Annotated in this window: 20 protein-coding genes; 4 read left to right on the top strand and 16 right to left on the bottom strand. The window is 64.5% G+C overall.

Annotated features, from left to right (window positions below; genetic code table 11):
* Positions 1 to 149: 149 nt before the first annotated feature.
* Both tsf and rpsB read right to left on the bottom strand, forming a co-directional pair.
* Positions 150 to 1076 carry a translation elongation factor Ts gene (gene tsf, locus ACFQ24_RS20080; protein WP_380914512.1) on the bottom strand — a complete coding sequence of 309 codons (927 nt, stop codon included), beginning with the start codon at positions 1074 to 1076 and terminating at the stop codon, positions 150 to 152.
* Positions 1077 to 1176: 100 nt separating this feature from the next.
* Entirely contained in the window at positions 1177 to 1935 is a 759-nt protein-coding gene (gene rpsB, locus ACFQ24_RS20075; protein ID WP_066762505.1) for a 30S ribosomal protein S2, read from the bottom strand.
* Between the two features lie 258 nt (positions 1936 to 2193).
* Here rpsB and ACFQ24_RS20070 point away from each other — a divergent pair, with 258 nt between their 5' ends.
* Positions 2194 to 2418, top strand: coding sequence for a hypothetical protein (locus tag ACFQ24_RS20070; RefSeq protein WP_380914510.1), 225 nt, complete (start codon positions 2194 to 2196; stop codon positions 2416 to 2418).
* 3 nt (positions 2419 to 2421) lie between these two features.
* Here ACFQ24_RS20070 and ACFQ24_RS20065 read toward each other — a convergent pair whose 3' ends face one another.
* Together ACFQ24_RS20065 and ACFQ24_RS20060 are read right to left on the bottom strand one after the other, a co-directional pair.
* Positions 2422 to 3159 carry a CDP-alcohol phosphatidyltransferase family protein gene (locus ACFQ24_RS20065; RefSeq protein ID WP_380915427.1) on the bottom strand — a complete coding sequence of 246 codons (738 nt, stop codon included), beginning with the start codon at positions 3157 to 3159 and terminating at the stop codon, positions 2422 to 2424.
* Positions 3160 to 3212: 53 nt separating this feature from the next.
* A complete protein-coding gene (locus ACFQ24_RS20060; protein ID WP_380914508.1) occupies positions 3213 to 3947 on the bottom strand; it encodes a phosphatidylserine decarboxylase in 735 nt (244 codons plus the stop codon).
* Between the two features lie 186 nt (positions 3948 to 4133).
* Between ACFQ24_RS20060 and ACFQ24_RS20055 the strand changes: the two genes are divergently transcribed.
* Entirely contained in the window at positions 4134 to 5357 is a 1224-nt protein-coding gene (locus tag ACFQ24_RS20055; protein WP_380914506.1) for an NADP-dependent isocitrate dehydrogenase, read from the top strand.
* Between the two features lie 109 nt (positions 5358 to 5466).
* Entirely contained in the window at positions 5467 to 7080 is a 1614-nt protein-coding gene (locus ACFQ24_RS20050) for a GNAT family N-acetyltransferase (protein ID WP_380914504.1), read from the top strand.
* A 752-nt stretch (positions 7081 to 7832) separates the two neighbouring features.
* On the opposite strand, the gene glmS is transcribed toward ACFQ24_RS20050, so the two are convergent.
* From glmS to glmU, 3 genes are all read right to left on the bottom strand, one after another.
* On the bottom strand, positions 7833 to 9656 hold the full coding sequence (gene glmS, locus ACFQ24_RS20045; protein WP_380914502.1) for a glutamine--fructose-6-phosphate transaminase (isomerizing): 1824 nt from the start codon (positions 9654 to 9656) through the stop codon (positions 7833 to 7835).
* Positions 9657 to 9772: 116 nt separating this feature from the next.
* Positions 9773 to 10636: a metallophosphoesterase gene (locus ACFQ24_RS20040; RefSeq protein WP_380914500.1), complete on the bottom strand. Its 864-nt coding sequence runs from the start codon at positions 10634 to 10636 to the stop codon at positions 9773 to 9775.
* Positions 10633 to 11931 carry a bifunctional UDP-N-acetylglucosamine diphosphorylase/glucosamine-1-phosphate N-acetyltransferase GlmU gene (gene glmU, locus ACFQ24_RS20035; protein WP_380915426.1) on the bottom strand — a complete coding sequence of 433 codons (1299 nt, stop codon included), beginning with the start codon at positions 11929 to 11931 and terminating at the stop codon, positions 10633 to 10635. The genes ACFQ24_RS20040 and glmU overlap by 4 nt, the downstream gene beginning before the upstream one ends.
* 151 nt (positions 11932 to 12082) lie before the next feature.
* Here glmU and ACFQ24_RS20030 point away from each other — a divergent pair, with 151 nt between their 5' ends.
* Positions 12083 to 12748 (top strand): HAD family hydrolase, encoded by a 666-nt coding sequence (locus tag ACFQ24_RS20030; protein ID WP_380914498.1) that lies wholly within the window; start codon positions 12083 to 12085, stop codon positions 12746 to 12748.
* Positions 12749 to 12759: 11 nt separating this feature from the next.
* Here the strand turns inward: ACFQ24_RS20030 and ACFQ24_RS20025 are convergent, their stop codons facing one another.
* The 9 genes from ACFQ24_RS20025 to ACFQ24_RS19985 all read right to left on the bottom strand — a co-directional run bounded on the left by ACFQ24_RS20025 (position 12760) and on the right by ACFQ24_RS19985 (position 23455).
* Complete coding sequence (locus ACFQ24_RS20025; RefSeq protein WP_380914496.1) at positions 12760 to 13050, bottom strand: hypothetical protein; 291 nt, start codon at positions 13048 to 13050, stop codon at positions 12760 to 12762.
* A gap of 121 nt (positions 13051 to 13171) precedes the next feature.
* Positions 13172 to 14572, bottom strand: a complete 1401-nt coding sequence (lpdA, locus tag ACFQ24_RS20020) for a dihydrolipoyl dehydrogenase (RefSeq protein ID WP_380914494.1) — start codon at positions 14570 to 14572, stop codon at positions 13172 to 13174.
* Between the two features lie 118 nt (positions 14573 to 14690).
* The gene (odhB, locus tag ACFQ24_RS20015; RefSeq protein ID WP_380914492.1) at positions 14691 to 15956 is read right to left on the bottom strand and encodes a 2-oxoglutarate dehydrogenase complex dihydrolipoyllysine-residue succinyltransferase; all 1266 of its coding nucleotides are present in this window, start codon (positions 15954 to 15956) and stop codon (positions 14691 to 14693) included.
* 8 nt (positions 15957 to 15964) lie between these two features.
* On the bottom strand, positions 15965 to 18760 hold the full coding sequence (locus ACFQ24_RS20010; RefSeq protein ID WP_380914490.1) for a 2-oxoglutarate dehydrogenase E1 component: 2796 nt from the start codon (positions 18758 to 18760) through the stop codon (positions 15965 to 15967).
* An 89-nt stretch (positions 18761 to 18849) separates the two neighbouring features.
* Positions 18850 to 19734 carry a succinate--CoA ligase subunit alpha gene (gene sucD, locus ACFQ24_RS20005; RefSeq protein ID WP_066857545.1) on the bottom strand — a complete coding sequence of 295 codons (885 nt, stop codon included), beginning with the start codon at positions 19732 to 19734 and terminating at the stop codon, positions 18850 to 18852.
* Between the two features lie 101 nt (positions 19735 to 19835).
* Complete coding sequence (gene mdh / locus ACFQ24_RS20000; RefSeq protein ID WP_380914487.1) at positions 19836 to 20801, bottom strand: malate dehydrogenase; 966 nt, start codon at positions 20799 to 20801, stop codon at positions 19836 to 19838.
* Positions 20802 to 21094: 293 nt separating this feature from the next.
* Positions 21095 to 22207, bottom strand: coding sequence for a cell division protein ZapE (gene zapE / locus ACFQ24_RS19995; RefSeq protein ID WP_380914485.1), 1113 nt, complete (start codon positions 22205 to 22207; stop codon positions 21095 to 21097).
* Positions 22204 to 22665 (bottom strand): PaaI family thioesterase, encoded by a 462-nt coding sequence (locus tag ACFQ24_RS19990; protein WP_380914483.1) that lies wholly within the window; start codon positions 22663 to 22665, stop codon positions 22204 to 22206. The genes zapE and ACFQ24_RS19990 overlap by 4 nt, the downstream gene beginning before the upstream one ends.
* A gap of 1 nt (position 22666) precedes the next feature.
* Positions 22667 to 23455: a succinate dehydrogenase iron-sulfur subunit gene (locus tag ACFQ24_RS19985; RefSeq protein ID WP_380914481.1), complete on the bottom strand. Its 789-nt coding sequence runs from the start codon at positions 23453 to 23455 to the stop codon at positions 22667 to 22669.
* Between the last annotated feature and the right edge of the window lie 119 nt (positions 23456 to 23574).

Below are 23574 nucleotides of genomic sequence, written 5' to 3'. Positions count from 1 at the left end.
AGTGGCGGCGGCACAGGATGTGAAGGGCGATTGTTGCCCCTTTGCAGCACGCGCAGCCCCGCTGCATACTCCCTATCGACAACGGGCCAGAAAAAAAGGGAGCGTCCGGGATGGACGCTCCCTTTTCGTGATCCTGCCTGTCGGGCCGATCAGGCGCCGGCGGCGGCCGCGACTTCCGCCGCGAAGTCGCTGACTTCCTTCTCGATGCCTTCGCCCAGCTGGAAACGGATGTAGCTCTTGAGCGTGATCGACTTGCCGGCATCCTTCGCCGCCTTGGCGACGACGTCCGCGACCGGGGTCTTGTTGTCCATCACGAACAGCTGGCTCAGCAGCGCCTGTTCCTTGGCGAACTTGGCGACGGCGCCGTCCACCATCTTGGCGACGATCTCGGCGGGCTTGCCGCTCTCGGCAGCCTTCTCGGCGGCGATGGCGCGTTCACGCTCCAGCAGCGCCGGGTCGATGTCGGCCGCCGACAGCGCCAGCGGGAAGGCGGCGGCGATGTGCATGGCAAGCTGCTTGCCCAGCGGCTCCAGCACGTCGGCGGGGGCATCGCCCTCCAGCGCGACGAGCACGCCGATCTTGCCCAGGCCCGGCGCGGCGGCGTTGTGGACATAGGGCACGACCACGCCCTGGCTTACTTCGACATGGCCGACGCGGCGGACATTCTGGTTCTCGCCGATGGTGGCGATGTTGGCGACCAGCTTTTCAGCGACGGTGCCGCCCGACGGATAGGCCGCTGCGGTCAGCGCCTCGGCATCGGCCGCGCCGGTTTCGAGCGCGATCTGCGCCACGGTGCGGACGAAGTCCTGGAACTGGTCGTTCTTCGCAACGAAGTCGGTTTCGCTGTTCACTTCGACGGCGACGCCCTTGGTGCCGGCGACGGCAACGCCGACCAGCCCTTCGGCGGCGGTGCGGCTCGACTTCTTCTGCGCGGCGGCCAGGCCCTTGGCGCGCAGCCAGTCGGTCGCGGCCTCGATGTCGCCATTGGCTTCGGTGAGCGCCTTCTTGCAATCCATCATGCCCGCGCCCGAACGGTCGCGCAGTTCCTTGACGGCGGCAGCGGTAATCTCGGCCATGTTTCGGCTCCTAAATGTTTCGGGTGGTTCAAATATGCGGGAGGGCGCGTCTCCGAAGAGCGCGCCCTACCCTGCCAATCTTGCAGTATCGCGACGCCCTTCAGGCTTCGGCGACAACCTCTTCGGCCTCGGGCTCATCCAGAGCGCCGAGATCGACGCCCGAAGCCTGCTGCGCACCACGGTTGCCCTTGGTGGCGGCGGCGGCGATGGCGTCGCAATAGAGGCGGATCGCGCGGCTGGCGTCGTCATTCGCCGGAACGGGGAAAGCGATGCCGTCAGGCGACACGTTCGAATCGAGGATCGCGACGACCGGGATGCCCAGCGTGTTAGCTTCCTTGATCGCCAGCTCTTCCTTGTTGGCGTCGATCACGAACATGACGTCGGGGATGCCGTTCATGTCGCGGATGCCGCCCAGCGACAGCTCCAGCTTCTCGCGCTCGCGCGTCATCTGAAGGACTTCCTTCTTGGTGAAGCCGTGGGTGTCGCCCGACAGCTTTTCCTCAAGGGTCTTCAGGCGCTTGATCGAGCCCGAAATGGTCTTCCAGTTGGTGAGCATGCCGCCCAGCCAGCGGTGGTTGACGAAATGCTGGCCCGACTTGCGCGCGGCTTCCGCGATCGGATCCTGCGCCTGGCGCTTGGTGCCCACGAACAGCACCTTGCCGCCGGCGGCGACGGTCGCCGACACGAAGTCGAGCGCGCGGCCGAACAGGGGCACGGTCTGGCTGAGGTCAAGGATGTGGATGCCATTGCGCTCGCCGAAGATGTACGGCTTCATGCGCGGGTTCCAGCGGTGGGTCTGGTGGCCGAAATGGGCGCCAGCCTCGATCAATTGGTGCATGGTGACGACAGGTGCCGCCATGGTCTTTCTCCTTCCGGTTGCTACCTCTGGGAATCAGGAACCGAAGAAGCGCGCCTTAAAGGCGGCGTCGGCACCGGATATGGCGATTCCCATGTGGAATGGTCGCGCCCATAGACGCGAAAAAAAGCGATGGCAAGGGTTGACCTCTGTTCCGAACGAGAACATAAGGGGAACAGACGGAACAAAAACGGTTAACGCCAGTTTACACCGTCATACTGAGACATGCCGTGCAAATGGCAAGATGGAAAGTGATCTTACATGTTCACTCTTGTTGCAGCGACCCTGTTTTCCGCCGCTTTCCTGATGGCGGCCGGCACCATGGCCTGGATGTTCGCGGCCTATCGCGACAAGATGGTCGCTGCCTTGCTGTTCCAGCCCATACCGCAGGAACCGGCCGTCTATCATATCCGCGTCCGCCGACCCCGGGTCGCCGCCCCTGCGCCCCGCCCCGCGCCGCTTCCCACAACCGTTCTCGCCGCCTGAGGATTATCCGGCGGTCGAGGGCAATGCCGCGCTCTCGCGCTGCCGCTTGACCTTCGCATAGGACATCACGCCGAAGGGGATCAGCGCGACATAGCCCCCACAGATGATGAGCAGCGTGAGCCAAGGGTCGGTCACCAGCAGCGCCGCCAGCAGCCCCGCCACCGCGATCGCCTCCAGCCTGATCCGCTTGCGCAGCCGCAGCGCCGACCAGCTATAGGTGGCGATGCTGGAAATCATCAGGAAAGCGGTAAAGGCGGTCCATGGCGCGACCACATACCAGGCGCGGAATATCTCCTGCCCCGTCACCAGCCACAGATAGAGCGGCACGAAGGCAAGGCCCGCGCCCGCCGGGGCCGGAACGCCGGTGAGGAAGCCAGCCGACTTATGCGGCTGCTCGTCCGCGTCGATATTGGCGTTGAACCGCGCCAGCCGCAGCGCGCAGGACAGCGCATGCGCCAGCGCGAATATCCACCCAAATTTCGGCATCGCATGCAGCGACCAGAGATAGAGGATCAGCGACGGCGCCACGCCGAAGGCGATCGAATCGGACAGCGAATCCAGCTCCGCCCCGAACCGGCTCTCGCCGCGCAGCAGTCGCGCGATCCGGCCATCCAGCCCGTCCAGCACGCCCGCGAACAGGATGGACAGCACCGCCCGCTCCCATTCGCCCGATATGCCGTAGCGCACGCCCGTCAGGCCGAAGCACAGCGCCATCGCCGTCACCGCATTTGGCGCGACCATGCGCAGGGTAATGCCCCGGCGCAGCCCACGCGGCACGGTGCGACGATAGCGGCTCACTGCTGGATGCCCGGCACCACGCGCCGGTCGCCGATCTGGCCCAGGATCGTCTCGCCCGCGATCGTGCGCTGGCCCAGGATCACGCGCGGCGCGGTGCCGGCCGGCAGATAGACGTCGACGCGGCTGCCGAAGCGGATGAGGCCGATGCGCTGCCCCGCCGCGACCATGTCGCCCGGCTTCACGAAGGGCACGATGCGGCGGGCGACAAGCCCGGCGATCTGCGTGAAGCCGATGCGTACGCCGTCATGCCGTTCCACCAGGATATGCTGCCGCTCATTATCCTCGCTCGCCTTATCCAGGTCGGCGTTCAGGAACTTGCCGGAAATATAGACGACAGACTTGATCGTACCACCGATCGGCGTCCGGTTGATATGTACGTCGAACACGCTCATGAAGATCGACACACGGATCAACGGTTCGTCGCCCAGGCCGCTGGCGCCCGCCATCTCGCGCGGCGGCGGCACCCGCTGGATCAGCGTGACCAGGCCATCGGCGGGCGCGATGATCGCCCCTTCGTCCTGCGGCACGGCACGCACCGGATCGCGGAAGAAGGCGAAGACCCAGATGGTGAGGATCAGCATCAGCCATCCGACCACATCCCATCCCAGCAGGAACAGCACCGCCGTGATCGCGACCGCGATCAGGCCGAATTTCATGCCTTCAGGATGGACCGAGGGCCAGCGCCATTTGACATTGCCGCCCGCGGCGATCGTGATCTCGTCATTTTCCATGGGCACCGTCTTTAGGGAGAGGTTCGTCCCCTGACAACGACCGATGCCGCCCATGGCTCCCGCCGGGGCAGATAGCGCGCGCTCGATTGTTGAACCTAGGGGTTGAACCCAACAGTTGAACATTGCCGCCGCTTTCCTTAGGGCGGGCGCATAAAACCACCCGAGACAGGAAAGCGAAACAGGCGCATGGCGAAGATCAAGGTGAAGAATCCCGTCGTGGAGATCGACGGCGACGAAATGACCCGCATCATCTGGGAATGGATCCGTGAGCGCCTGATCCTCCCCTATCTCGACATCGACCTCAAATATTACGACCTCAGCGTCGAAAAGCGCGACGAGACGAACGACCAGATCACGATCGATTCCGCCAACGCGATCAAGCAATATGGCGTCGGCGTGAAGTGCGCGACCATCACGCCGGACGAAGCCCGCGTCGAGGAATTCAACCTCAAGCAGATGTGGAAGTCGCCCAATGGCACGATCCGCAACATCCTGGGCGGCGTCGTCTTCCGCGAACCCATCGTCATTTCCAACGTGCCGCGCCTCATCCCCGGCTGGACCAAGCCGATCGTCGTTGGCCGTCACGCCTTTGGCGACCAGTATCGCGCGACCGACTTCAAGGTGCCCGGAGCCGGCAAGCTGCGCCTCGTCTTCGAAGGCGAGAATGGCGAGACGATCGACCGCGAAGTGTTCGACTTCCCCGGCTCGGGCGTCGCCATGGCGATGTACAATCTGGACGATTCGATCCGCGATTTCGCGCGCGCATCGTTCAACTACGGCCTCAACCTCAAATGGCCGGTCTATCTCTCGACCAAGAACACGATCCTCAAGGCCTATGACGGCCGCTTCAAGGATCTGTTCCAGGAAGTGTTCGAGACCGAGGGCTTCGCGCAGAAGTTCAAGGACGCCGGCATCGTCTACGAACATCGCCTGATCGACGACATGGTCGCCTCCGCGCTGAAGTGGAGCGGCGAGTTCGTGTGGGCGTGCAAGAATTATGACGGCGACGTCCAGTCGGACCAGGTGGCGCAGGGCTTCGGCAGCCTCGGCCTCATGACCTCCGTCCTGCTCTCGCCCGATGGCAAGACGGTCGAGGCCGAAGCCGCGCACGGCACCGTCACCCGTCACTATCGCCAGCATCAGCAGGGCAAGGCGACCTCGACCAATCCGATCGCGTCGATCTTCGCCTGGACCGGCGGCCTCAAGTTCCGCGGCAAGTTCGACGAGACGCCCGATGTCGTGCGCTTCGCCGAAACGCTGGAGAAGGTCTGCATCCAGACCGTCGAGAGCGGCGCGATGACCAAGGATCTGGCGCTGCTGATCGGCCCGGAACAGTCGTGGATGACCACCGAGCAGTTCTTCGAGGCGATCCGCGTCAATCTCGAAACCGAAATGGGCAAGTGGAACTGACCGGGCGGAACTGATCGCGGCCACCGCGGTTTCAATACGCTAACGGAACGAGGCGGCGCCGGATCATCCGACGCCGCCTTTTCCTTGCCTGCCAGAAGCGGAAAGATCGATGACCACCACCGGCAAGAAACGTCTTGAAACCCGTGCCGCCGTGCCCGGCGACGCACGCGGCATCCAGCGGCTGATCGCCCGCGCCTATCCCGGCATGCCCAATTATTCGCTGGCGACGATCCGGGGCCAGATCAACAATTTCCCCGGCGGCTGCTTCGTCGCCCTCTATGACGGCAAGGTGGTGGGCTATTGCGCGACGATGCGAGTCAGCAAGGGCATGGCCTTCTCCTACCATGACTGGGAGGAGATCACCGCCAATGGCTTCGGCACGCGGCACAGCGCGGCGGGCGAGTGGCTCTATGGCTATGAAATGGCGGTCGATCCCAAGCTGCGCGGCCTGCGCATCGGCCAGCGCCTCTATGACGAGCGCAAGGAACTGGCCGAGGAACTGGACCTGCACGGCATCGTCATCGCCGGCCGGATGCCGGGCTATGCCAGAGCCAAGCGCCGCGCCGGCAGCCCGGCCGACTATCTGGAAAAAGTGGTCCAGGGCAAGCTGCGCGATCAGGTCATCAGCTTCCAGTTGAAGAACCAGTTCGAGCCGCTGGGCGTGCTGGAAAACTACCTGCCGGAGGACAAGCAGTCGGACGGCCACGCCGCCCACCTCGTCTGGCGCAACCCCTATGTGAACCCGGACGAAGCGCCGGAAATGCGGGTGCCGCGCGGCGTCGAAAGCGTCCGCCTCGCCACCTGCCAGTTGCAGGCGCGCGCGGTGCAGGATTTCGACGAATTCATCCGCAACATCGAATATTTCGTCGATGTCGCCGCCGACTATCGCTCCGACTTCATCGTCTTTCCCGAACTCTTCACCCTCCCCCTCCTCTCCTTCGAGCAGAAGAAGCTCTCGCCCGTCGAGGCCATCGACAAGCTCACCGGCTACACCCCGCGTCTGACAAAGGAGCTGACGCGGATGGCGCTCGAATATAATATCAACATCATCGGCGGCTCCCACCCGACCCGCGCCGACGACGGCGACATCCAGAACATCGCCTATGTCGCCCTGCGCGATGGCTCCGTCCATACGCAGGAGAAGATCCACCCGACGCCCAACGAAGCCTTCTGGTGGAACATCAAGGGCGGCGACGCGCTCGACGTGATCCAGACCGACTGCGGCCCGATCGGCGTCCTCATCTGCTACGACAGCGAATTTCCCGAACTCGCCCGCCGGCTGGTGGACCAGGGCGCGCGCATCATCTTCGTGCCCTTCTGCACCGACTCGCGCCTGGGCTACATGCGTGTGCGCTACTGCGCGCAGGCCCGCGCGATCGAAAACCAATGCTATGTCGTCATGTCCGGCAATGTCGGCAACCTGCCGAACGTCGACAATATGGACATCCAGTACGCCCAGAGCGCGATCCTCACCCCCTGCGACCTTCCCTTCGCGCGAGACGGGATCGCGGCGGAATCGACCGAAAATGTCGAAACGCTCACCATGGCGGACGTGAACCTCGCGGACCTGAGCTGGGCGCGCGCGGAAGGCACCGTCCGCAACCTGCGCGACCGCCGCTTCGACCTCTACCATATCGACTGGGACAGCAACCCCGACCACGGCCACGCCCCCAGCGGCGGCCCGGTGCCGGCCGGCGGGCATAATTCGCCGGGCGGTGGGTGAGATAGGGGCAGACGGCCCTTATCCCGTCATGCCAGCGCAGGCTGGCATCTCAGGCCATGATGCACGCCATCTCCTGAGACCCCAGCTTCCGCTGGGGTGACGGAGTTGGGGTGGTTTGCGGAAGGTCTGCTTTCGGCTTACACATATGAGATGAACACGGCAGAGCCCAACGGCATATTGATCATTTTCGCAATCGCCGGTGCAGCTTATTGCGCTTATGAAATATGGTCTGGCTTTAAGAACGATCGTATGATTTTAATACTATGGACTAAATCCGAGGCGGTCAAACGGGAAAGTGCCAGCAAGTTCTACGTGTATTCCTCGTTTAACTTATGCATTTTGGCAGCATGCCTGTTTTACATATTCGCCTAGGTGCGCGTCTTATCACTCAATCTACATGTCTGCTTCGAAGCATCGGCCATTCACATTTGAACGGCTAAGAATGGCCCGAGAACCAACCATCACCCCCGTCATGCCGCGCCTGACCCGGCATCCCGCTTGCCTCCTCCCACACCGCCCAACGCGCCCTTTCCTATCCGCCGCCGCCATGATCCACCGGCAGCATGTCCCGCTTCCCGACCCTCCCGCCCAACGCGCCATCCCCTATCCGGCCAGTACAGGAGAGGCGTCGCGAGCGCTTCGGGGACGCGTCGGCGAGGCGTCCGGGACGCTTCGCGAGAGCGTCGCGGGAGATTCGACGCTTTTGCGTGGCACAACGGTGTGAACTTCGCAGGAGCGGCCGCGCCGCCTCCCTATTCGACCGTCACCGACTTCGCCAGGTTCCTCGGCTGGTCCACGTCCGTGCCCTTCAGCACCGCGACATGGTATGCCAGCAACTGCACCGGCACGGCATAGACCATCGGCGCGATCAGCGGGTGGACCTTGGGCATGGTGATGGTGGCAAGGCACCCTTCGCCCGCAGCCTGCACCCCGTCATAGTCGGAGATCAGCACCACCTCGCCGCCGCGCGCCTGCACTTCCTGCATGTTGCTGACGGTCTTTTCGAACAGCGGCCCGCTCGGCGCGATGACGATCACCGGCACCAGTTCGTCGATGAGGGCAATGGGGCCATGCTTCATCTCGCCCGCGGCATAGCCTTCGGCGTGGATGTAACTGATTTCCTTGAGCTTGAGCGCCCCTTCCAGAGCCAGCGGATAGTCCGTCCCGCGCCCCAGGTAGAGCACGTCGCGCGCCGGCACGATATGATGCGCCATCGCCTCGATCGCCTCGTCATAGGCGAGCGCGCCGTTGATCGCGGCGGGCGCTTCAGCGAGGTGGCGGACCAGCTCCTTCTCCGCCTTCGCGTCCAGCCGCCCCTTGGCCCGGGCGAGGTTCGCGGCAAAGGCGGCCAGAACGGCCAACTGGCAGGTGAACGCCTTGGTCGATGCGACGCCGATCTCCGGCCCGGCATTGGTGGGCAGCAGCAGGTCCGCCTCCCGCGCCATGGTGCTGGTCGGCACGTTGACGACGGCGGCGATCTTCTGTCCCTCCTCGCGGGCATGGCGCAGCGCGGCGAGCGTGTCGGCGGTCTCGCCCGACTGGCTGATGACGATCATCAGCCCGCCATCTTCCATCACCGGCGCGCGGTAGCGGAACTCGCTCGCCACATCGATATCGACGGGCACGCGGGCGAACTGTTCGAACCAATATTTGGCGACCATCCCGGCATAATAGCTGGTGCCGCAGGCGACGATGGTGACGCGACGGATCGCCGACAGGTCGAAATCCGGGATCGGCAGCGACACGCGATCATCCATCCGCTGCAGATAGGCTTTGAGCGTCTGGGCGACGACCACAGGCTGCTCGTAGATTTCCTTCTGCATGAAATGGCGATGATTGCCCTTGTCGATCATCGCGCCGGAAACGCCGCTGATCGTCACCGGCCGCTCGACGGGGTTGTTGTCCTTGTCGAAAATCTCCGCGCCATGTGCGGTGATGACGACCCAGTCGCCCTCTTCCAGATAGGCGATGCGCTGGGTCAGCGGCGCGAGCGCCAGCGCGTCCGACCCCAGGAACGTCTCGCCGTCGCCATAGCCCACCACCAGCGGCGACCCCAACCGCGCACCGATCAACAGGTCGGGATGGCTGCGGAAGGCGATCGCAAGCGCGAAGGCGCCATGCAGGCGCGGCAGCACGTCGCGCACCGCCTCGATGGGCGACGCGCCCTGCTCCACCTTCTCGCTGACCAAATGGGCGACGACTTCGGTGTCGGTCTGGCTGTCGAAGGTGCGGCCGCGCGCGATCAGTTCCTCGCGCAGCGGCTTGAAATTCTCGATGATGCCATTGTGGACCAGCGCCACTTCGCCGGTCGAATGCGGGTGCGCGTTGCTGGTGGTCGGCGCGCCATGGGTGGCCCAGCGGGTATGGGCGATGCCGGTCGTGCCGGGCAGCGGCGCGTCGCTTAGTTCGCGGACCAGATTGCCCAGCTTCCCTTCGGCACGGCGGCGGTCGATCGTGCCGTCATGCACAGTGGCGACGCCCGCGCTGTCATAGCCGCGATATTCGAGCCGCTTGAGCCCGTCCACCAGCCGTCCCGCAACGTCGTCCTTGCCGATGATACCGATGATGCCGCACATGCCGGAATGCCCCGTGGAAGCCAGTGGATAGGGATGCGCCCATATAGGGCGGCTTTATCGCCATGCCATTAACGGCCCGTGCGCAACAACGCCATGGCGGGCGCATGAAAAGAATTTCATGCAGGCCGCACGGTGACGATCCAGATATCGGGCGGCGCGAACATGCGGATGGGCAGCCCGCTGGTGCCGACGCCGCCCGACACGATCAGGGTCTTGTCGCCCTCGCGAAAGAGGCCGCAGGCATAGCGCGTTCCATATTTCGACGGCACATAGGTGACGCCCAGGATAGGAAAGGCGACCTGGCCGCAATGGGTGTGCCCCACCATCGTCAGCAGCGGCTGGTCGGGCAGGGGCGGAAAGATATCCGGGCCATGCGCCAGCACCACCGGCGCGCCGCCCAGCGTCTTCATGGCGGCCAGCGTCCCGCCGATGTCGGGATGACGGGTATAGGGGTCTTTCAGCCCGCCTACCGCGATGGGTCCGCGCCTGACCGCACCATTCTGAAGCAGGGTGATGCCGAGCGACGCGAATTTCTCGGTCCATACGCTGTCGCTGAAGGGCCAGCGATTTTTGCGGCTCTTGCTGTCATGGTTGCCCAGCACGGCGACCACGCCCAGAGGCGCGCGCAACCCGGCAAAGGGTTCGATGCTGGCGGACGCATCATAGGTCGCCGCACCCTTGTCGTCACCGATATAGTCGCCGCCCAGCAGGATCAGGTCGGGCCTCAGCGCATTGATCTGCGCCACGATGCGCCCCATCCGTTCCGGGCTGTTGTCGGGACCGGACATGTGCGTGTCGGTCATCAGCGCGATCCGTACCGGACGGCGCGGCGCGTCTGCGGGAAAGGGCAGCGCTATCTCCGCCTGCCGCACCACTGGCATCGCCCGCGCATTGGCGAACAGCCACCCGACGAAGACAATGACGGCCAGCAGCAGGCACAGCAAGGCCGTCAGCCATGGGCGTCGACGGACGAAGCTCATCCCTTGGCGGCGGCCTTCTTTGCCTTCATCCGCTCGCGGAAACGCACCGCCCAGCCCGGCTTCTCCACTTGCTCCGGCCGCACCAGGCACAGCGCGTCCGCTTCGACCGGGCGGGTCACCACGCTGCCCGCCGCCACGATGGCGCCCGCGCCGATGCTGGTGGGCGCGACCAGCGCGCTGTTCGACCCGATGAACGCTCCAGCCCCGATTTCGGTGCGATATTTGAGGAACCCGTCATAGTTGCAGGTGATCGTGCCCGCGCCGATGTTCGCGCCCGCGCCGACATGCGCGTCGCCGATATAGGACAGGTGATTGGCCTTCGCGCCTTCGTCCAGCCGCGCCTTCTTGATCTCGACGAAATTGCCGACCTTGGCCCTGGGGCCGATCTCCGCGCCGGGACGCAGCCGGGCATAGGGGCCGATCTCCGCGCCGCTCTCCACGGTCGCACCCTCCAGGTGAGAAAAGGCGTGGATGGTGACATCGTCCGCCACGCTGACGCCGGGGCCGAACACCACATTGGGCTCCACCACCACGTCGCGGCCCAGCACCGTGTCATGGGCGAAGAAGACGGTGTCGGGCGCGATCAGCGTCACGCCGTCCTGCATCGCTTCGGCCCGTCGCCGCGCCTGCCACACCGCTTCCACGCCCGCCAGTTCGATCCTGCTGTTCACGCCCGCGACCTCCCACGCCTCGGTCTCGATCACCGCGCTCTGCCCGCCGGGCAGCATGACGATGTCGGGCAGATAATATTCGCCCGCCGCATTATTATTGCCGATGCGGTCGAGCAGGACGAACAGGTCGGTGGACCGCACCGCCATCAGGCCGCTGTTGCACAGGGTGACGGCGCGCTCCGCCTCGCTCGCATCCTTATATTCCACCATCTTCTCGATGATGCCCTGCCCGTCGGCGATGATGCGGCCGTAGGCGGCGGCGTCATCGGGCCGGAAGCCCAGCACCACGGCGCGCGGCTCGTCACCACGATTGAGGCGGTCGATCATCGCGCGCATCGTTTCAGGGCGCACCAGCGGCACGTCGCCATAGAGGATCAGCACGTCGCCCGCGAAGCCCGCCAGCGCGTCATGCCCCTGGGCCACGGCATGTCCTGTGCCAAGTTGCTGTGCCTGCACCGCCACGGTGACGCCCGTGTCCGCAACCGCCTGCTCCACCTGCTCGCGCCCGGCACCCACGACCACGACCTGCCGCTCGGGCTGCAATTCGCTCGCGCTCGCCAACAGGTGCAGCAGCATGGGCCGTCCCGCGACGGGGTGCAGCACCTTGTGCAAGGACGATTTCATCCGCGTCCCCTGCCCCGCGGCAAGGATGATGACGGCGATCGGGCGGGTAAGTGTCACGGGCGGCTGATCCTCATGCGACGCAGGTCTCTGTCGCGCGCTCTCTGCCATGTTTGCCTTGCCTTTGCCACCATCCACGCGGCATGGCGGGCGCATGAACGGCTTCCCTTTCGACATCGTCGGCTTCGACCTGGACGGCACCCTCATCGACACCAGCGGCGATCTTGCCGCGGCGGTGAACTATGCCATCGGCACCATCGGCCGCCCTGCTTTCCCGGTCACATCGATCCACCCTTTCGTCGGCAAGGGGGCGAAGGTGATGCTGGAACGAGCGCTCGACGCATCGGGCGGTCACGACGCCGCGCTGCTCGACGAACTTCTGCCGATCCTGCTGGACTATTATGAGCAGAATCTCGCCATCCACTCCGTCCCCTATCCGGGATTGATCGAGGCCATGAATGCGCTGAGTGCGCGCGGGGTGAAGCTCGCCATCTGCACCAACAAGGCGGAACGCTTCACCATTCCGCTGATGCACCAGCTTGGCCTGTCCGATCGGTTCGCCGCGATCGTGGGCGGCGACACGGTGGGCGTCGCCAAGCCCGACCCCGCGCCCATCCGCGCCATGATCGAACGGGCGGGTGGCGGACGAACGGTGTTCGTCGGCGACACGATCAATGACATCGCCGGCGCGCGCAATGCCGGCATCGCCAATGTCGCGGTCAGCTTCGGCTTCCTCGATGGCCCGGTCGAAAATCTGGCGGCGGACGCGGTGATCCACCATTTCGACGAACTGGTGCCGACGCTGGAAAACTGGCGCTAGGCGCGTTTGCGTTAGCCGATGCCCACGGCGGCGTCGACCCAGATCAGCGCGACGGCCGCGACGACCGCAACACCCGTCATCATGCGCCAGATCGGCCGCACGGCCATCCGGCTCGCCAGCTCGACCCCGCCGCCCATCATCCCCAGCAGCAATGCGGCGGCGGCAAAATCCTCCAGACCCCAGTTGACCTCGGCTGTGAACCGCATGGCGACGGCCGGCAGCAGCAGCAGCCCCGCCAACCCGACCCACATCCACCGACGCCAGGAGGCATCCGACCCTTGAACGGTTGAAGCTTGCATCATGAACCTCTCTATCCGTCCATTCTGCCATGGAAGCCGGACGGGCTCAATCCTCTCGCCCCAAACGCAAAAAGGCCCCCGCATTGCGGAGGCCCCTTCTTTTCGCGCTCGGCGAAGGACGCGATCACATATGGATCGGCTTGCCCGTCACGGCCATCGCCGCTTCCTTGATCGCTTCGCTGTGCGTCGGGTGCGCGTGGCATGTATAGGCGATGTCCTCGCTCGACGCGCCGAACTCCATGGCCTGCGCCGCCTGGGCGATCATCGTGCCGGCCACGGTGGCGATGATCCACACGCCCAGCACCTTGTCGGTTTCCGCGTCGGCGATGATCTTCACGAAACCGTCCGGCTCGTGATTAGTCTTGGCGCGGCTGTTCGCCAGCATCGGGAACTTGCCGACCTTGATCGCGCCCTTTTCCTTGGCCGCTTCCTCGGTCAGGCCCACGCCCGCGATTTCAGGCTTGGTGTAGACGACACTCGGGATCACATCATGGTTCACGATGCCGGTCAGGCCCGCGATATTCTCCGCGACGGCGATGCCCTCATCCTCGGCCTTGTGCGCCAGCATCGGACCGGGCACCACGTCACCGATCGCCCATACGCCCGGCACCTTGGTCGCGAAGTCGTGATCGATCTCGATCTGGCCGCGCTGGTTCACCGCCAGCCCGATCTTGTCGAGGCCAAGGCCTTCCGTGTTCGGACGGCGACCGATCGACACCAACACGACATCGGCCTCGATCGTCTCGGCCTCGCCACCGGCAGCAGGCTCGACGGTCAGCCTCACGCCCTCGCCCACGACTTCCGCGCTCGTGACCTTCGTGCCGAGCTTGTACTCAAAGCCCTGCTTCTTGAAGATCTTGTTGGCTTCCTTGCGGACTTCGCCATCCATTCCGGGCAGGATCTGGTCGAGATATTCGACCACCGTGACCTTGGCGCCCAGGCGCTTCCAGACGCTGCCCAGTTCCAGGCCGATGACGCCGCCGCCCACGACCACCAGATGGCCCGGCACCTTGGCGAGTTCCAGCGCACCGGTCGAATCGACGATCTTGCCGCCTGCATTGTCGACCGTAACACCCGGCAACGGCGTAACCGACGATCCGGTGGCGATGACGATGTTCTTCGCCGTCACCTTTTCGCCCGCGATCTCGATCGTGTTCGCGCCGGTGAAGGACGCAAGGCCCTTCAGCCAGGTCACCTTGTTCTTCTTGAACAGGAACTCGATGCCGCCGGTCAGGCCCTTCACCGCGTCAATGCGCTGGCCCTGCATGGTGGGCAGGTCCAGGCTCATCGCGTCGATCTTGACGCCCAGCTTGGCGAGCGCGCCATTGGCGGCCTCGTCATAGAGTTCCGACGCGTGCAGCAGCGCCTTCGACGGGATGCACCCCACATTCAGGCAGGTGCCGCCCAGCGTCTCGCGGCTTTCGGCGCAGGCGGTCTTGAGGCCCAGCTGCGCCGCCCGGATCGCGGCGACATAGCCGCCGGGGCCGGAGCCGATCACAAGGACGTCATAATCGAAGTCTGCCATACCAATCTCCGTTCGCCCCGAGCCTGTCGAAGGGCCGTACTTTTCTTTTGTTTCCATTGCAGGAAAACGGGGCTTCGACAGGCTCAGCCCGAACGGATATAGGTGCTCGCGAGATCTATTACAGGTCGATCAGCAGGCGGGTCGGGTCTTCGATCGCATTCTTCACCGCGACCAGGAAGGTCACCGCCTCACGACCGTCGATCAGGCGATGATCGTAGCTCAGCGCCAGATACATCATCGGCCGCACCACCACCTGGCCGTTACGCACGACCGGGCGGTCCTCGATGCGATGGAGGCCCAGCACCGCCGACTGGGGCGGGTTGATGATCGGGGTCGACATCAGCGATCCGAACACGCCGCCGTTGGAGATGGTGAAGGTGCCGCCCTTCATGTCCTCCATCGTCAGCTTGCCTTCCTTGGCCTTCTTGCCGAAGTCGCCGATGGTCTTCTCGATCGTGGCGACGCTCATGCTTTCAGCGTTGCGGATGACGGGGACGACCAGGCCAGTCGGAGCCGACACGGCGACCGAGATGTCGGCAAAGTCGTTATAGACGATCTCGTCGCCCTCGATCTGCGCATTGACGCCCGGAATATCCTTGAGCGCCATGCACACGGCCTTGGTGAAGAAGCCCATGAAGCCCAGGCGAACGCCATGCTTCTTCTCGAACAAATCCTTATATTTCGCCCGCGCCTCAATGACGTTGGTCATGTCGACATCGTTGAAAGTGGTCAGCAGCGCGGCGTTGTTCTGCGCTTCCTTGAGGCGCTTGGCGACAGTCTGGCGCAGGCGCGTCATCTTGACCCGCTCCTGCTTGCGCGACGGGCCGGCAGTCGGCGCGTCGGCGGCGGGGGCGGCGGCCGGAGCAGCCGCAGCGGCCGCCTTTGCGGTGCCCGCCGCAGCAGCGGCCATCACGTCGTCCTTGGTCAGGCGGCCGTCCTTGCCGGTGCCCTTGATCTTGCTCGGGTCAAGGCCATGCTCCAGCACCAGGCGGCGCACCGCAGGGGACAGGGTCAGGCTGCCGCCCTCGCCCTCTTCCTCGGCAGCAGGGGCCGGGGCAGAAGCCGCGGGCGCGGGCGCGGCGGCCTCCGCCTTCGCCGCCGGAGCAGCGGGCGCGGCGGCCGGAGCCGGCGAGGCACCGGCTGACGCGCCTTCGTTCACATAGCCGAGCAGCGCGCCGACCTCGACGGTGTCACCTTCCTGGGCGACGATGTCGCCCATGGTGCCGGCAGCCGGCGCGGGCACATCGACCGCGACCTTGTCGGTTTCAAGGCTGACGATCGGCTCGTCGGCCTTCACCGCCTCGCCGGGCTTCTTCAGCCACTGGCCGACGGTTGCTTCGGTAACGGATTCGCCCAGCGTAGGGACTTTGACTTCGGTGGCCATGAGCTGTCTCAGCCTTTCTTCTGGCGACGGATTTCTTCACGAACGCTGTGACCCAGCGCATCGGCGACGAGGGCACCCTGTTCGGACACATGGCGCGACGCCAGGCCCGTGGCGGGCGAAGCGGACGCCTTGCGACCGGCGTAGCGGGCACGCATCGGCGCCTTGCCGGCCTTGGCCAGCGCTTCCTCGATATAGGGTTCGACGAAGAACCAGGCACCGTTGTTGCGCGGTTCCTCCTGACACCACACGACCTCCTCCAGGCCGGTCATGCGGGCGATGCGCGTGGCAAGCGCGTCCGTCGCGAACGGATAGATCTGCTCCATCCGCACGATCTGCACGTCCGTATCGCCAGCGGCGTCGCGCGCATCGGCCAGGTCGTAATAGACCTTGCCCGAGCAGAGCACCAGCCGCTTCGTCTGCGCATCGGCCGCCCCGTTGGGATCGGACAGGATGCGCTTGAACTGCGTGTCGCCAAGGAAATCCTCGGCCTTGCTCACCGCGCCCTTGTGCCGCAACAGCGACTTGGGGGCCATGATGATCAGCGGCTTGCGGAATGGACGCAGCATCTGCCGGCGCAGCGCATGGAAATAATTGGCCGGGGTCGTGATGTTCGCGACCTGGATATTCCCTTCCGCGCAAAGCTGCAAATAACGCTCCAGACGCGCCGAGCTATGCTCCGGCCCCTGCCCTTCATAGCCATGCGGCAGCAGGCAGACGAGCCCGTTGGAACGCAGCCACTTGGTCTCCGACGAGGCGATATACTGGTCGAAGATGATCTGCGCGCCGTTAGCGAAGTCGCCGAACTGCGCTTCCCAGATGACCAGGCTCTTGGGATCCGCCAGCGCGAAACCATATTCGAAGCCCAGCACGCCATATTCGGACAAAGGCGAGTCCAGCACCTCGAACCGGCCATGCGGCACGGTCGACAGCGGGATATATTTCGCCTCGCTATCCTGGTCGGTCCAGACCGCATGTCGCTGGCTGAACGTGCCGCGGCCCGAATCCTGGCCCGACAGGCGCACGCCATAGCCTTCCGACAGCAGCGATCCGAAGGCCAGCGCTTCGCCCGTCGCCCAGTCGAAATTCTCGCCGGTCTTGAACATTTCCGCCTTGGCATCGAGCACGCGCTTCAGCGTCTTGTGGACGTTATGCCCTTCGGGAACGGTGGTCAGCGTCTTGCCCAGGCTGTCGAACAGCTTCTGGCTGATCGCAGACTCCACGCTCTGCCGCGCGGTCTCGGCGTCGGCGGGCTTGTGCAGGCCCGACCAGCGACCGGCGAACCAGTCGGCCTTGTTCGCCTTGTAGCTCTTGGCCGCCTCGAACTCCTCCTCCAGATGCGTGACGAAGCCGTCGGTCTGCTGGCTGATGAAGGCATCGTCGATCACGCCCTCCGCCTTCAACCGCGCGGCGTAGACGTCGCTGACTGGCGGATGCTGGCGGATTTCCTTGTACATCAGCGGCTGGGTGAAACCCGGCTCGTCGCCTTCATTATGGCCGAAGCGGCGATAGCACCACATGTCGATCACGACGTCGCGGTGGAAGGTCTGGCGATATTCCATCGCCAGCTTGCACGCGAAGGTCACGGCTTCCGGATCGTCGCCGTTGACGTGCAGGATCGGCGCCTGCACGCCCTTCGCCACGTCGCTCGGATAGGGCGAGCCGCGCGAGAATTGCGGGCTAGTGGTGAAGCCGATCTGGTTGTTGACGATGAAGTGGACGCAGCCGCCGGTATTATAGCCGGGGACGCCGGAGAAGCCGAAACATTCCCACACGATACCCTGGCCGGCAAAAGCCGCGTCGCCGTGGATCAGAACCGGCAGCACCTGCTCGTGCTTGCCGAGGTCATCGCGGAAGGTCTGCTGCGCGCGCACCTTGCCCAGAACCACCGGATCGACGGTTTCCAGGTGCGACGGGTTGGGGACCAGCGACATATGCACCTTGACCCCGTCGAACTCGCGGTCGGTGGAGGTGCCGAGGTGATATTTGACGTCGCCCGATCCGCCGACATCCTCCGGGTTGGCGGTGCCGCCCGAAAATTCGTGGAAGATCACGCGGAAGCCCTTGGCCATCACGTTCGCCAGCACGTTCAGGCGGCCGCGATGCGCCATGCCGAACACGATTTCACGCACGCCCGACTGGCCGCCATATTTGATGACCGCTTCGAGCGCGGGGATCATGGATTCGCCGCCGTCGAGGCCAAAGCGCTTGGTGCCGACATATTTGCGGCCGAGGAACTTCTCATACTGCTCGGCCTGGATGACCTTGGCCATGATCGCCTTCTTGCCCTCGGGCGTGAAGATGATCTCCTTGTCCTTGCCCTCCAGCCGATCCTGGAGGAAGCGGCGCTCCTCCACATCGGCGATGTGCATATATTCAAGGCCGACATTGCCGCAGTAGTTTGCGCGCAGGATCGAAACAATCTCCGCCACGGTCGCATATTGCAGGCCGAGCGTACCGCCCAGATAGACCTTCTTCGACGGGTCGGTGAGGCCGTGATATTCAGGCGTCAGGTCGGCGGGAAGGTCGCGCTTGGACAGGCCCAGCGGGTCGAGATTGGCGGCGAGGTGCCCGCGCACGCGATAGGTGCGGATCAGCATCTGCGCGCGGATCGCATCGTCGGCGGCGGCGACCGCATCGGCGTCGGACACGCTCTTGCCCGCGCTCTTGGCGGCGGCCTTCACCGCCACCTGCATCTGCGTCGGGTCAAGCGCCCCGGTCAGATCGTCGGTATCATTGAGCGGCCAATTGTCGCGCGCCCAGCTCGGACCGCGCTCGACTTCGAATTCCTGGTTCTCGTAACCCATCGTCTGTCCCATCCCAGCCGCGTGCAGTCGCGGAAGCGGGAGAATAGCGGCCGGGGTGCAGCCCGGCCGCTCTATATGTAGGAGTTAACTTACCCCTTCAAGACCTCAACCAACGTCGAGCCCAGTTCGGACGGGCTGGCGGCGACCTTGATGCCGGCCGCTTCCATCGCCGCGATCTTGCTTTCCGCGTCGCCCTTGCCGCCCGACACGATCGCTCCGGCATGGCCCATGCGACGGCCCGGAGGCGCGGTGCGGCCAGCGATGAAGCCGGCCATCGGCTTCTTGCGGCCCTTCTTCGCCTCGTCGATCAGGAACTGGGCGGCCTGTTCTTCCGCGTCGCCGCCGATCTCGCCGATCATGATGATCGATTCGGTCGCGTCGTCGGCCAGGAACAGCTCCAGCACGTCGATGAAGTTGGTGCCGTTGACCGGATCGCCGCCGATGCCGACAGCCGTGGTCTGGCCGAGGCCCGCATTGGTTGTCTGGAACACCGCCTCATAGGTCAGCGTGCCCGAACGCGAGACGACGCCGACGCTGCCCTTCGAGAAGATCGAACCCGGCATGATGCCGATCTTGCATTCGTTGGGGGTCAGCACGCCGGGGCAGTTCGGGCCGATCAGGCGCGACTTGCTGCCGGACAGCGCGCGCTTCACGCGCACCATGTCCAGCACCGGGATGCCTTCGGTGATGCACACGATCAGCGGGATTTCCGCGTCGATCGCTTCCAGGATCGAGTCGGCCGCGAATGGCGGCGGAACGTAGATGACAGAGGCGTCCGCGCCGGTCTTGCTCTTGGCCTCGGCGACCGTGTCGAACATGGGCAGGCCGATATGCGTCGTGCCGCCCTTGCCCGGCGTTACGCCGCCGACCATCTGCGTGCCATAGGCCAGCGCCTGTTCGGTGTGGAAGGTGCCGGTGGCGCCGGTCATACCCTGGGTGATGACCTTGGTGTTCTTGTTCACCAGAATGGACATGGATTGTCCCTTTATTTCCGTGGACGTGGCACTTGGTCGAAAAGCGCTACGCCTCGGGCTGCGCACTTACCTGAGGCGTAACGGTGCAGGTTTCTTGAAAATCAGGCGAGCGAAGAGTCGATACCCTTGCAGGCGACCAGCAGTTCCTTGACCGCGTCGACCGACACCTGAAGGTTCGCCTTGGCCTCGTCGTCCAGCTTGATCTCGACGATCTGCTCGACGCCATCCTTGCCGATGATGACCGGGACGCCGACATAAAGACCTTCATCCAGACCGTACTTGCCCTCGACGAAGGCCGCGCAGGGGAGCAGGCGCTTCTGGTCGTAGAGATAGGCTTCGGCCATCGCGATACCGCTGGTCGCCGGGGCGTAATAGGCCGACCCGGTCTTGAGCAGGCCGACGATCTCGCCGCCGCCCGAACGGGTCCGCGCGACGATGGCGTCGATCCGCTCCTTGGTGGAGCGGCCCTGCTCGATCAGGTCGGGAACCGGAATGCCCGACACGGTCGAATATTGCACGACCGGCACCATCGTGTCGCCATGACCGCCCAGGACAAACGTGTTCACATCCTTTACCGAGACGTCGAATTCTTCGGCGATGAAGTGGCTGAAGCGCGCCGAGTCCAGCACGCCGGCCATGCCGACGACCTTGTTGTGCGGCAGGCCCGAAAATTCGCGCAGCGCCCACACCATTGCGTCGAGCGGGTTGGTGATGCAGATGACGAAGGCGTCAGGCGCGTTCGCCTTGATGCCCTCGCCCACTGCTTTCATGACCTTGAGGTTGATGCCGAGCAGGTCGTCGCGGCTCATGCCGGGCTTGCGGGCGACGCCGGCGGTGACGATGATGACGTCCGCGCCCGCGATGTCGGCATAGTCGTTGGAACCCGTGATCTTCGCGTCGAAGCCCTCGACCGGGCCGCACTGGCTGAGGTCAAGCGCCTTGCCCTGGGGCACGCCCTCCACCACGTCGAACAGGACGATATCGCCCAGACCCTTCAGCGCCGCCAGGTGCGCGAGCGTGCCGCCGATGTTGCCAGCGCCGATCAGCGCGATCTTCTTACGGGCCATACGTGTCATCCTCCAAGCCATGACTATTGGATGGAGGCCCGCCTACGCCCATCGAGCGGGGGTTTCAACCGAGGAAATCCGCGTCGGGCAAATTATCTTTGCAATTAGTTCGCAATTGCATTAGTAGCAATGTCACAGCCTGTCGCTCGTTGGCTCCTACCCTGGCCGCGAGCCTTCCCTGCAGTGCTACCCTGCCGGGCGCGCCCATCCTCCCGCGCGCCCGGCATTTTCTTACCGACCGACATGACATAGGAATGAATGATCGCGCGAAGGGAGGCGGGCTGGACGGCCTGCTATTTCGTCCCGTGGCCGAGGGCGAGATACTCGTCCGACTGCATCTCCATCAGGCGCGATACAGTGCGTTCGAACTCGAACGATCCGTCGCCGGTCGGGTAGAGCCGCGCGGGCGACGCATCAGCGGCGGCGAGCAGCTTCACCTTATATTCGTAGAGCGAGTCGATCAGGGTGACGAACCGTGCCGCCTCATTGCGCTTCTCCGGCCCCAGCACGGGGATGCCCACGATGATGACCGTGTGATATTTGCGCGCAATCGCCAGATAGTCCGGCGCGCCGCGCGCTTCCTCGCACAATCGCTTGAAGGAGAAGACCGCGACACCCTTCAGGCTTTTGGGCACATGCAATGTGCGTCCGCCTTGCACCGCTATGTCCTCGGCCGGCACCTTCGCCCGGTCTTCGACCGAAAAGTCGGTGAGGCGGAAGAAGGCGTCGGAGAGCGCCTTGGTCGCTTCCGGTCCGTTGGGGCAATGCCACAACCGCGCGTCGCCCAGCCGGTCACGGCGGTAATCGGTCGGGCCGTTAAGACTCAGCACATCCAGCTTCGCCTTGATAAGGTCGATGAAAGGCAGGAAGAGCTGGCGGTTGAGCCCATCCTTGTAGAGATCGTCGGGCACCCGGTTGGACGTGGTGACGATGGTCACTCGCTTTTCCAGCAGGCCGGTGAACAGCCGCGACATGATCGCCGCGTCGGCCATGTTGTTCACCACCATCTCGTCGAAGCAGAGCAGTCGCGCTTCCTCGGCGAGGGAGTCCACCACCGGCGGGATCGGATCGCCCGTCTCGCTCCTGCGCGCCTCGGCCAGCCGGGCATGGACGTCCAGCATGAATTCGTGGAAATGCGCCCGCTTCTTGCGCTTCACCTGCACGCAGTCGAAGAACAGGTCCATCAGCATCGATTTGCCGCGTCCCACCCCGCCCCACATATAGAGGCCGCGCGGCGGCTCGGGCGCCTTGCGCAACAATTTCCACAGCGTCGATCCGCGCGCCGGCGCCGCCGCCAGTTCCTGCTGCAACCGGTCGAGCCGCTCGGCAGCCGCGCGCTGATCCGCGTCAGGCCGCAGTTCACCCCCCTGCACCAGCGCATCATAACGGGACAGCACGGCCATCATCGGGGCATCGGCGCCTTGCGGATCGTCGCAGTCGAAGCCGCGACCGGCTCGCCATCCTGGGTGATGAGCATGCGCAGAAACATGAGCCGCCCGGTCTCGCGCAGCAGTTCCACTTCGGCAATCAGGTCTGGCCCCACCTTCCCGGCGCCCAGATATTGCATGGTGAGGTCCAGCGTCACGCCATTCACCTGCGCCTTGTGCCCCATGATCCAGAGCGCACCGAAATAGGCATGATCAGCGAACGCGGCCAGCAATCCGCCGTGCAGCGTATCGAGCCGGTTGCGGTGGCTGGTCCTGGTCTCCAGCGCCACCAGGCCCTTGCCGGGTCCAACCGCGCGCATATAGCCGCGCCCGATCGCCTGCAGGAATGTGTCCGGGCGCGGGTCGGACCACGCAGCCCAGCCCGCCCATTTCCCTTCGCTCAGCGGCGTGCCGCCGGCAACGCCGTCACTTGCCAACTTACAGCTGCCGCTCGACCATCATCTTCTTGGTCTCGGCGATCGCCTTGGCGGGGCTCAGGCCCTTGGGGCAGACGTTCGCGCAGTTCATGATCGTGTGGCAGCGATAGAGGCGGAAGGGGTCTTCCAGCTCGTCGAGCCGCTCGCCGGTATATTCGTCGCGGCTGTCCGCCAGCCAGCGATAGGCCTGGAGCAGGATCGCGGGGCCTAGGAACTTGTCGCTGTTCCACCAATAGCTCGGGCAGCTGGTCGAGCAGCAGGCGCACAGGATGCACTCGTAAAGGCCGTCGAGCTTCTCGCGGTCCTGCGGAGACTGCAGCCGCTCCTTGCCGCTGGGCGCGGGGCTGACGGTTTGCAGCCACGGCTTGATCGAATTATACTGCGCATAGAAGTGCGTGAAGTCGGGGACCAGATCCTTGATGACGTCCATGTGCGGCAATGGCGTGATCTGCACCTGCTTGCCGCCGCACTCATCGATGGCGGTGGTGCAGGCAAGGCCGTTCTTGCCATTCATGTTCATCGAGCAGGAGCCGCAAATGCCCTCGCGGCAGGACCGGCGGAAGGTCAGCGTCGGATCATATTCATTCTTGATCTTCAGCAGCGCATCGAGGACCATCGGGCCGCAATTGTCGAGATCGACCTCGAACGTGTCGTAGCGCGGATTCTCGCCCGAGTCGGGGTCATAGCGATAGACCTTGAAGCTGCGGACATTGGTCGCGCCTTCCGGTGCCTTGTGAGTCACCCCTTTGCCTGAGATCTTGCTGTTCTTGGGCAACGTGAATTCAGCCATGACACTTCCTTTCGCGGCGGGCGATAGCCAATTGCGAGCTTCAGCAAAAGGCCAAATTGTCATATCCGGCCAAAGCTTGCCCGCTTGAATGACAAAAGCCCTTATCATAGGGCGCGCAC

The sequence above is a fragment of the Sphingobium olei genome (assembly GCF_042678845.1).
GTDB lineage: Bacteria > Pseudomonadota > Alphaproteobacteria > Sphingomonadales > Sphingomonadaceae > Sphingobium > Sphingobium olei.
The sequence above is the reverse complement of the archived record's forward strand: the minus strand, read 5'-3'. Positions and strand labels throughout refer to the sequence as shown.

What these genes read in the sequence shown, in the direction of transcription:
- tsf (WP_380914512.1), bottom strand. Translation starts at nt 1,076, where the DNA reads ATGGCCGAGATTACCGCTGCCGCCGTCAAGGAACTGCGCGACCGTTCG.
- rpsB (WP_066762505.1), bottom strand. Translation starts at nt 1,935, where the DNA reads ATGGCGGCACCTGTCGTCACCATGCACCAATTGATCGAGGCTGGCGCC.
- ACFQ24_RS20070 (WP_380914510.1), top strand. Translation starts at nt 2,194, where the DNA reads ATGTTCACTCTTGTTGCAGCGACCCTGTTTTCCGCCGCTTTCCTGATG.
- ACFQ24_RS20065 (WP_380915427.1), bottom strand. Translation starts at nt 3,159, where the DNA reads ATGGTCGCGCCAAATGCGGTGACGGCGATGGCGCTGTGCTTCGGCCTG.
- ACFQ24_RS20060 (WP_380914508.1), bottom strand. Translation starts at nt 3,947, where the DNA reads ATGGAAAATGACGAGATCACGATCGCCGCGGGCGGCAATGTCAAATGG.
- ACFQ24_RS20055 (WP_380914506.1), top strand. Translation starts at nt 4,134, where the DNA reads ATGGCGAAGATCAAGGTGAAGAATCCCGTCGTGGAGATCGACGGCGAC.
- ACFQ24_RS20050 (WP_380914504.1), top strand. Translation starts at nt 5,467, where the DNA reads ATGACCACCACCGGCAAGAAACGTCTTGAAACCCGTGCCGCCGTGCCC.
- glmS (WP_380914502.1), bottom strand. Translation starts at nt 9,656, where the DNA reads ATGTGCGGCATCATCGGTATCATCGGCAAGGACGACGTTGCGGGACGG.
- ACFQ24_RS20040 (WP_380914500.1), bottom strand. Translation starts at nt 10,636, where the DNA reads ATGAGCTTCGTCCGTCGACGCCCATGGCTGACGGCCTTGCTGTGCCTG.
- glmU (WP_380915426.1), bottom strand. Translation starts at nt 11,931, where the DNA reads ATGAAATCGTCCTTGCACAAGGTGCTGCACCCCGTCGCGGGACGGCCC.
- ACFQ24_RS20030 (WP_380914498.1), top strand. Translation starts at nt 12,083, where the DNA reads ATGAACGGCTTCCCTTTCGACATCGTCGGCTTCGACCTGGACGGCACC.
- ACFQ24_RS20025 (WP_380914496.1), bottom strand. Translation starts at nt 13,050, where the DNA reads ATGATGCAAGCTTCAACCGTTCAAGGGTCGGATGCCTCCTGGCGTCGG.
- lpdA (WP_380914494.1), bottom strand. Translation starts at nt 14,572, where the DNA reads ATGGCAGACTTCGATTATGACGTCCTTGTGATCGGCTCCGGCCCCGGC.
- odhB (WP_380914492.1), bottom strand. Translation starts at nt 15,956, where the DNA reads ATGGCCACCGAAGTCAAAGTCCCTACGCTGGGCGAATCCGTTACCGAA.
- ACFQ24_RS20010 (WP_380914490.1), bottom strand. Translation starts at nt 18,760, where the DNA reads ATGGGTTACGAGAACCAGGAATTCGAAGTCGAGCGCGGTCCGAGCTGG.
- sucD (WP_066857545.1), bottom strand. Translation starts at nt 19,734, where the DNA reads ATGTCCATTCTGGTGAACAAGAACACCAAGGTCATCACCCAGGGTATG.
- mdh (WP_380914487.1), bottom strand. Translation starts at nt 20,801, where the DNA reads ATGGCCCGTAAGAAGATCGCGCTGATCGGCGCTGGCAACATCGGCGGC.
- zapE (WP_380914485.1), bottom strand. Translation starts at nt 22,207, where the DNA reads ATGATGGCCGTGCTGTCCCGTTATGATGCGCTGGTGCAGGGGGGTGAA.
- ACFQ24_RS19985 (WP_380914481.1), bottom strand. Translation starts at nt 23,455, where the DNA reads ATGGCTGAATTCACGTTGCCCAAGAACAGCAAGATCTCAGGCAAAGGG.